The organism is Streptomyces sp. NPDC048258, from assembly GCF_043201995.1.
In the GTDB taxonomy this organism is placed as follows: domain Bacteria; phylum Actinomycetota; class Actinomycetes; order Streptomycetales; family Streptomycetaceae; genus Streptomyces.
In genome coordinates this window covers 795402-801917 of record NZ_JBICZH010000001.1, presented here as the reverse complement: position 1 = coordinate 801917, position 6516 = coordinate 795402, and the positions used below count along the sequence as shown (strand labels likewise).

5 protein-coding genes are annotated in these 6516 nt (G+C 75.0%); all 5 read right to left on the bottom strand.

The features are described from left to right. Nucleotides 1-263: 263 nt before the first annotated feature. Nucleotides 264-1406, bottom strand: a complete 1143-nt coding sequence (locus tag ACGFYQ_RS03715) for a glycosyltransferase family 4 protein (RefSeq protein ID WP_393739507.1) — start codon at nucleotides 1404-1406, stop codon at nucleotides 264-266. Nucleotides 1407-1430: 24 nt separating this feature from the next. Beyond that, complete coding sequence (locus ACGFYQ_RS03710) at nucleotides 1431-2537, bottom strand: hypothetical protein (RefSeq protein WP_393739505.1); 1107 nt, start codon at nucleotides 2535-2537, stop codon at nucleotides 1431-1433. A gap of 25 nt (nucleotides 2538-2562) precedes the next feature. Continuing rightward, complete coding sequence (locus tag ACGFYQ_RS03705) at nucleotides 2563-3606, bottom strand: NlpC/P60 family protein (protein ID WP_393739503.1); 1044 nt, start codon at nucleotides 3604-3606, stop codon at nucleotides 2563-2565. 235 nt (nucleotides 3607-3841) lie between these two features. Beyond that, a complete protein-coding gene (locus tag ACGFYQ_RS03700) occupies nucleotides 3842-4867 on the bottom strand; it encodes an NlpC/P60 family protein (protein WP_393739501.1) in 1026 nt (341 codons plus the stop codon). A gap of 252 nt (nucleotides 4868-5119) precedes the next feature. Beyond that, nucleotides 5120-6484 (bottom strand): NYN domain-containing protein, encoded by a 1365-nt coding sequence (locus ACGFYQ_RS03695; protein WP_393739740.1) that lies wholly within the window; start codon nucleotides 6482-6484, stop codon nucleotides 5120-5122. Nucleotides 6485-6516 lie beyond the last annotated feature (32 nt).

Sequence of the window (6516 nt, the reverse complement as noted above, 5' to 3'; positions counted from 1 at the left end):
GCGCGGGTCGCTTTATCGCCCCGCCCAAAATTTCCCCCCCCCGCGGGCTTTGGCGCCGCGGGGGTCTGGGGGCGGAGCCCCCAGCAGCGGCGCCGCACCACTTCAGCCCCGCCGGCGTGTGAGGCGTGGGGGTCCCCCCGGACGGAGTCTGGGGGAGGGTCTGGGGCGGAGCCCCAGCAGCGGCGCCGCAGGTGCGCCGGGGTGGCGGCCGACCCCGCCACGCCGCAGGTGTGCCGGGGTGGCGGCCGACCCCGCCGGAGGCGCTAGAGCAGGGCCCGGAGGCGGTCCGCCAGGAGGTCCCAGCGCCACTTCTCCTCGACCCAGGCACGGCCGGCCGCGCCCATGCGCGCCCGCAGGGCCGGGTCCAGCAGCAGCGCGATGACGCGGTCCGCCGCCTCGTTCGGGGCACCGCCCCGGACGACCCAGCCCGTCTCCCCGTCCAGCACCGCGTCAGGGGCCCCGCCGGAGTCGCCCGCGACCACCGGCAGGCCCGTCGCCGAAGCCTCCAGGTAGACGATCCCGAGCCCCTCCACGTCCAGCCCGCCCCGCCTGGTCCGGCACGGCATCGCGAAGACGTCCCCGGCCCCGAAGTGCGCGGGCAGCTCGGCCCACGGGACCGCTCCCGTGAAGACCACCGAGTCCGCGACCCCCACCGACACCGCCAGCGCCCGCAGGTCCGCCTCGTACGGCCCGCCGCCCACGATGAGCAGCACCGCGTCCGGCACCGCCACCAGGATCCGCGGCATCGCCTCGATCATCGTGTCCTGCCCCTTCCGCGGCACCAGCCGGGAGACGCAGACGACCACCGGCCGGTCGGTCAGTCCCAGCCGCGCCCGGACCTCCGCCCCGCCCGACTCCGGGTGGAAGGTCTTCTCGTCCACCCCCGGCGGCAGTTGCACCATCCGGGCCGCCGCCCGGTCCGTCACCGCCGAGGCGATCCGCGAGCGCGTGTACTCCCCCAGGTAGGTCAGCGTGTCCGTGCCCTCGCCGATCCGCCGCAGCAGCTGCCGCGCGCCCGGCAGCTGGGCCCAGCCCGCCTCGTGCCCGTGCGTGGTCGCCACGATCCGCCGGGCCCCGGCCCGCCGCAGCGCCGGGCCCATCAGACCGAGCGGGGCCGCCGCCCCGAACCACACCGACTCGCAGCCGTGTTCGCGCAGCAGGCCCACCGCCCGCCGCGTCACGCGCGGCGTCGGCAGCAGCATCGTCGTGCGGTCGCGCACGACCTGGAACGGCTGCTCCGCGTCGAAGGCCGCGGTGGCCTCGCGGCCCTCCGCGCTGTGCTTCCACGTGGAGGCGTAGACGACGACCCGGTCGGGATCCAGCCGTAGCGCCATGTTGTGCAGGAAGGCCTGGATGCCGCCCGGTCGCGGCGGGAAGTCGTTGGTCACGATCAGCGTCTTGTGCATCGCCTGCCAACGTACCGGACGCCCTCAGCGCAGCTGCTCCCGCAGTGCCTCCTGCCAGGCCCGCGTCAGCCCGGGCAGGTCCACGCCCAGCGCCCCGTCCAGCGCCACCGGCAGCGGCTCGCGCCCTGCCCGCTCGTAGAGCCGCACCAGTGCCGCCTCCCCCCACCGGTCCGCGATCAGCCGGCAGGCCAGCCACGCTCCCTCGTACGCGCGGGCCACCGCGTCCGGGTCGCCGCCGAAGGCGAAGGCCTCCGCCGGGGGCAGCCCACCGGGCACCTCGCCCCGCCGCACGGCCCGGCCGAGCGCGGGGGCGCCCTGCGCCGGCGTGGTGGAGCCGCCCCGGTACGCCGCCCAGTCCGCGAAGCCCTCGGAGAGCCACAGCGGGGTCGTGGCGGTGGTCGCCGCCCGGGTGGCCACGTGGGTGACCTCGTGGGCCAGTACGATCCGCCGGCCCGCCCCGCCCAGCTCGGCCCACCCCTCGGGGTTGACCACGACCCGGTCCGCGGGGGCGGGTCCGGCGCCCACCCGGCCGGTGGTGACGGCGCCCAGCCCCCGGTAGGCGTCGGCCGTCCCGCCCAGCAGCTCCGCCATCCGCTCCAGGGATCCGGGGACCAGCACCACGACCCGTCCCGCCCACGGCTTCGGCCACGCGGAGCTCGCCGCGGGCACCGCCCGGTCGGCCTCGGCGGCGATCGCGGCCAGGTCGGGGGCGCCCGAGCCGCCCAGGACCAGGGAGTGCTCGCCCCGGACCACCGACACCGGCCCCTGGTCCCACAGCTGCGGCAGCGCGCCCGGAGCGGGCCGGTCCGCGCGGACCCGCCAGCTCCCGCCGTCCATGACCAGGTCGAGCGCGCGCGCCGAGCCGGCCGGGGCCGCGTCGTAACCGGCCAGCCGGTAGCGCAGCTCCGCCCGTACGAGGGCCCGTACGCCGTCCCGCCGCACGGAGGCGACCTCGTACGCCCAGTCCTCGGCGGGGATCCCGGAGAGCTGCGCCGGCGCGGTCCGCGACCACGCGGCCACGGCCCGGCGGACGTCCCGCTCGGCCGTGTCGGCCGGCCGTACCGCGCACCCGGCCAGCAGGACGCACAGCAGGAGCGGCAGTACGCGTACGAGACGACGACCCGGGAGCATCAGCCGATCGTACGCACGGCCCGGGTCAGGGACGCGTCACCGAGGACACCGGCATCATCCCGACGGGGTCGTAGCGGACCCGGGCGCCGGGGTAGGGCGCGTGCACCACCTGACCGTTGCCGACGTACATGCCGACATGGCTGGCGTCCGAGCGGTACGTCACCAGGTCGCCGGGGCGCGCCTGCGACAGCGGGACCTGGCGGCCCGCGTACCGCTGGGCCTGCGAGGTGCGCGGCAGGGAGACGCCCGCCTGGCGGTAGGACCAGACCATCAGCCCGGAGCAGTCGAATCCGGAGGGGCCGGTGGAGCCCCACACGTACGGACGGCCGACCGCCGACCGGGCGGCCATCACGGCGGCCGAGGCGCGGCCGGAGGAGGGTCCCAGGGAGGAAAGGTCGGGCAGGGCTTCGGGGCGGCCGCCCGCGCGCGAGGCGCGCTCGAAGTCGGCCCGTTCCTCGGAGGGCATGGCGTTGAGCAGCCGCCGGGCGGCCGCGAGCTTCGCCGTGACGGAGCGCTTGTGCCGGGCCACGTCGGCGCGCAGGGCGTCGAGTTCGGCGAGTTTGCGGGTGGCCTCCCGGCGCTCCTGGCCGAGCCGGCGCTGCTCCTCGCGGAGTTCGTCGAGCTGGCGGGCCTGGCGGCCGGTCAGCCGGTCCAGGGCGGCGGCCTGCTCCAGGTAGGCGTCGGGGTCCTCGGACAGGATCAGGCCGACGGTGGGGTCGATGCCTCCGCTGCGGTACTGGGCCCCGGCGAAGGTGCCGAGGATGCCCCGCATGGTGTTGATGCGCTCCTGGCCGCGGGCGACGGCGTCCTGGGCCCGGCTGACCTCCGTGCGGAGCCTGTCGGCCTTCTCGCCCGCCTCGTTGAAGTGCTCGGTGGCCTGCTCGGCCTCCTCGAAGAGCCGGTCGACCTGGGCGCGTACCCCGCCCGAGGGCTCCTGCGGCAGGCCCGGGGCCGCGCCCGCGGGTGCGCCCGTCATGACGGCCGCGGCGCCGGCCGCGGCGGCGGTGAGGACGGTGACCTTCGTGTTCCGGTCGAGGCCGCCGAGCCCGGGCCGGCGATGGGATGCCACGTGAAACCGCTCCCTTCCGCTGTGCGGGGCCCGGGTCCGCCCCCCGTGGACGGCCGTGTGCCGGGTTCCGCGCTGGCAGACAGTAGCGGCGCCACCGGGCACCGACCAACGACCGCCGGCGGGCACACACAGTGACGCCCCGCCGGAGACGCAGGTCACCGGCGGGGCGTGTGGTCAGAGCGGGTCCGCGCAATTCGCCCGGATGGGCGGTGTGCGGTGCGTCATCGAGGGAGCGTCAGATGCGGACGCCGAACTGGAACGGCATGTTGTCCATCGACTCGTACTTGATGCCGCCGCGCGGGTTGGAGGCGTGCAGCGTCATGTTGTTGCCGGCGTAGAGGCCGACGTGGTGCAGGTCCCCGTAGAAGAAGACCAGGTCACCGGGCTGGAGCTGGCTGCGGCTGATGCGGGTGCCGTCGTTCGCCTGGGTGTAGGTGGTGCGGGTGATGGTGACGCCGGCCTGCTTGTAGGCCCACTGGGTCAGCCCGGAGCAGTCGAAGGCGCTCGGGCCGGTGGCGCCGGAGACGTACGCGCCGCCCAGCTTGGTCTTCGCGGCGGCGAGGGCGGCACCGGCGCGGCCGGAGGCGCTCACGTTGCCGAGGTCGACGCGGCTGCTGTCGCTGCGGCTGGCGCGCGACTCCTCGTCCTTGAGCGCCGCGCGCTCCTGCGCGGTCAGGGTGTTGAGCAGGGCCTGGGCCTCGGCGAGCTTGTCCTGCGAGACCTTCTTCTTCTCGCCGAGCTCCTTGCGGGTGGCGTCGAGGTCGGCGAGCTTGCCCGCGGCCTCCTGGCGCTGCTGCGCGAGGCTGCGCTGCTTGGCCTGGATCTTCTGGACCGCTTCGACCTGCTTGCCGCTCAGGTGCTCCAGGGTGGAGGCCTTGTCGAGGTAGCTGTCGGGGTCCTCGGAGAGGAGGAGCGCGAGCGACGGGTCTATGCCGCCGTTGCGGTACTGGGCGCTCGCCATCGAACCGAGCGTGCTGCGCAGCTCGTTGAGGTCGCCCTGGCCGCGCGCGACCTGGTCCTGGAGCTGCCCGATCTCCTTTTCGAGCTTCTCCTGGCGCTCCTTGGCCCCGTTGAACTTCTCGGTGGCCTGCTCCGCCTCTTCGTAGAGCTTGTCGACCTGGGACTTGACCTCGTCCTTGCTCGGCTTCGCCGGAGCGGCGGAGGCTCCCTGGGCGGAGAGCACGACGGCCGCGGCCGCTGTCGCGGTCAGTACGGTCACACGAGCGCGGTTCGGCTGCTTGGGTCGACGGTGGGACGCCACGAAGGCGAGCTCCTTCTTCCTAGAGCCGCCGAAGAACGCAACTCGGCAGCACCTCCGCCGCCACCCCGAATGAGTGATCTACCGCACGAAGGTTTGAGCAGACCCTAGTGACCCATCTGTGATCAGTTCAAATCCTGTCGGGAAAAAACTCGGCCGCCGACCAGGTTCTTTACCTACAGCGCACGCTCTGTGCCGGGCACTTGACGATGCGTTCCCTGCAAGCCCTGCCAATTCCGGCATTCAGGCGAGGAGTTACGAAACGCGCGAAAGCCGCTTCAGCAACAAAGCGGACGTCACGGGCCGCGCGCCCGCGGCGGCCACCCCGTCGGCGACCTCCCGGTCCGTGGAGACCACGACCACCGGCCGGCCGGGCGGCTCCGCGCGCACCAGCTGGCGGATCAGCTCGTCCGCCGTCACCCCGGCCTTGGAGAACAGCACCCGTACCCCGCGCGGCGGCGCGAGCAGCACCGGGGCCGCCAGTTCCGCCCCGTCGAAGACGCAGGTCATCTCCGCGCCCGTCTGCGCGGCCAGCATCGACAGCCCGCCCAGCAGCCGCAGCCGCTGCTTCTCCAGCGGCATCGTCGGATAGCCCGTCTTGGTCACGTTGTAGCCGTCGACCACCAGATGCGCCTGCGGCAGCGCCAACAGCTGGTCCAGCAGCGCCGGATCGGTCTCCGACAGGGCCCGCGCCGCGATGTCCTTCGGCGTCATCCGGCCCGGCTCCACCGCCTCCACGGTGTCCGCCGGGCGGGTGGACACCGGCGGCAGCGCCAGCTCGCGGCGCAGCCCCGCCGCCGCGTCCAGCACGGTGTCCAGCAGCAGCCGCAGCCGCATGTCCTCGATGCTGCGTCCCTCGCGGGTGGCCCGGCGCGAGGTCTCCAGCGCCGTCTCCACCTCCGCCAGCCGGGACTTGAGCCGCCGGGTCTCGCTCTCGGCGGCGGCCACCCGCGCGGCCGCCTCGCCGCGGATCCCGTCGATCTCGGCGTTCACCTTGCGCAGGGCCGCCTCGCCGCGCTTGACGTCGCTGAGCGCGCTGCGCAGCTTGCGCTGAAGCGATTCCGCTTCCTTGCGGGCCTCGTCCAGCTCGGCCCGCACCTGTTCGCCGCCGGTGCGCTGCAGTTCCCGTACCTGGGCCAGCTCCTCGCGGAGCCGGTCCAGCTCGCGCCGGGTCTCCTCGCCGACCCGCTCGGCGTCGGCGCGCTGCGCCTCCTCGCCCGCGGCGGCCACCAGCTTGACCCAGCCGACCGGCCGCAGGACGTACGCGGCGGCCGCCACGTCCAGCGGATCGGCGGCGGCGGGCGGGGCGCCGGACTCCAGCGCGGCGGCCAGGTCCGCCTGCGCCTCGCGCAGCTTCTCGGCCACCCGGCCGCGGAACACGGGGTCGGTCTCGACCGCCGCGGCCATGGCGTTGCCCGCGAACTTGGCGCGCCGGGTCGGGGTGAACCGGGCGTACTGGCGCAGCTGCGCCGGAAGGTCCGCGACCGTCAGTCCGCCGAAGGCGTCCGAGACGAGCGCGACGACCCGGCGCCGCACGCCTTCCGGCAGCGGGCGGTCGAGCACCTCGGCGGCGTCGCCGGCCGCGTCGGCCGGCTCAGCGCCGCTTGCTGGCTCCACAATCCGTCACCCCTACCGTGATCTACCTGTGGGCG